A 539-nucleotide genomic window follows, 5' to 3' on the forward strand; every position below is an offset into this window, starting at 1 on the left:
ATGGCACCTATGACTCGAAATTTTTCTCCAAATGGAGTGCCAGGGGAGGATGTCGCTGCGTATTATCGTCATAGAGCTGAAAATGGTGTTGGACTTATTCTGACAGAGGGTACGTTTATCAACCATCCTGATGTTGCATCCGAGGTGCCAGCATGGCAGAAGGACGTACCACACATATACGGAGAAGAGGCGCTAAAGGGTTGGTCAAAAGTAGTTGATGGAGTACATGAGGCCGGTGGGAAAATTTTCTCCCAATTGTGGCATATGGGTGCACGAGGCAACGCTAATGATTACTCAAAACAAGAAATTTCGGAATTGGTTGAGGCTTTCGCACAGGCAGCAGTCAATGCTAAAAAAGTTGGGTTTGATGGCATCGAGATTATGGCAGCCCATGGATTTTTAATTGATCAATTCTTCTGGGAAAAAACAAACTCGCGTACCGATGAATACGGTGGCGATATTGTCAAGCGTTCACGCTTTGCTAGTGAGGTTATCGCAGCTTGCCGACGTGCTGTTGGACCAGAATTTCCAATTGTGTT

At 45.8% G+C, this 539-nt stretch carries 1 protein-coding gene; it reads left to right on the top strand.

Annotation, left to right across the window (positions count from 1 at the left end; all coding sequences use genetic code 11):
* Positions 1–539, top strand: a 539-nt coding sequence (locus L696_RS0107770) for an oxidoreductase (protein WP_025683139.1), incomplete at both ends; no start/stop codon positions are given.

Origin of the sequence: Paenibacillus maysiensis (assembly GCF_000520815.1) — a bacterium.
GTDB classification, from domain to species: domain Bacteria; phylum Bacillota; class Bacilli; order Paenibacillales; family Paenibacillaceae; genus Paenibacillus; species Paenibacillus maysiensis.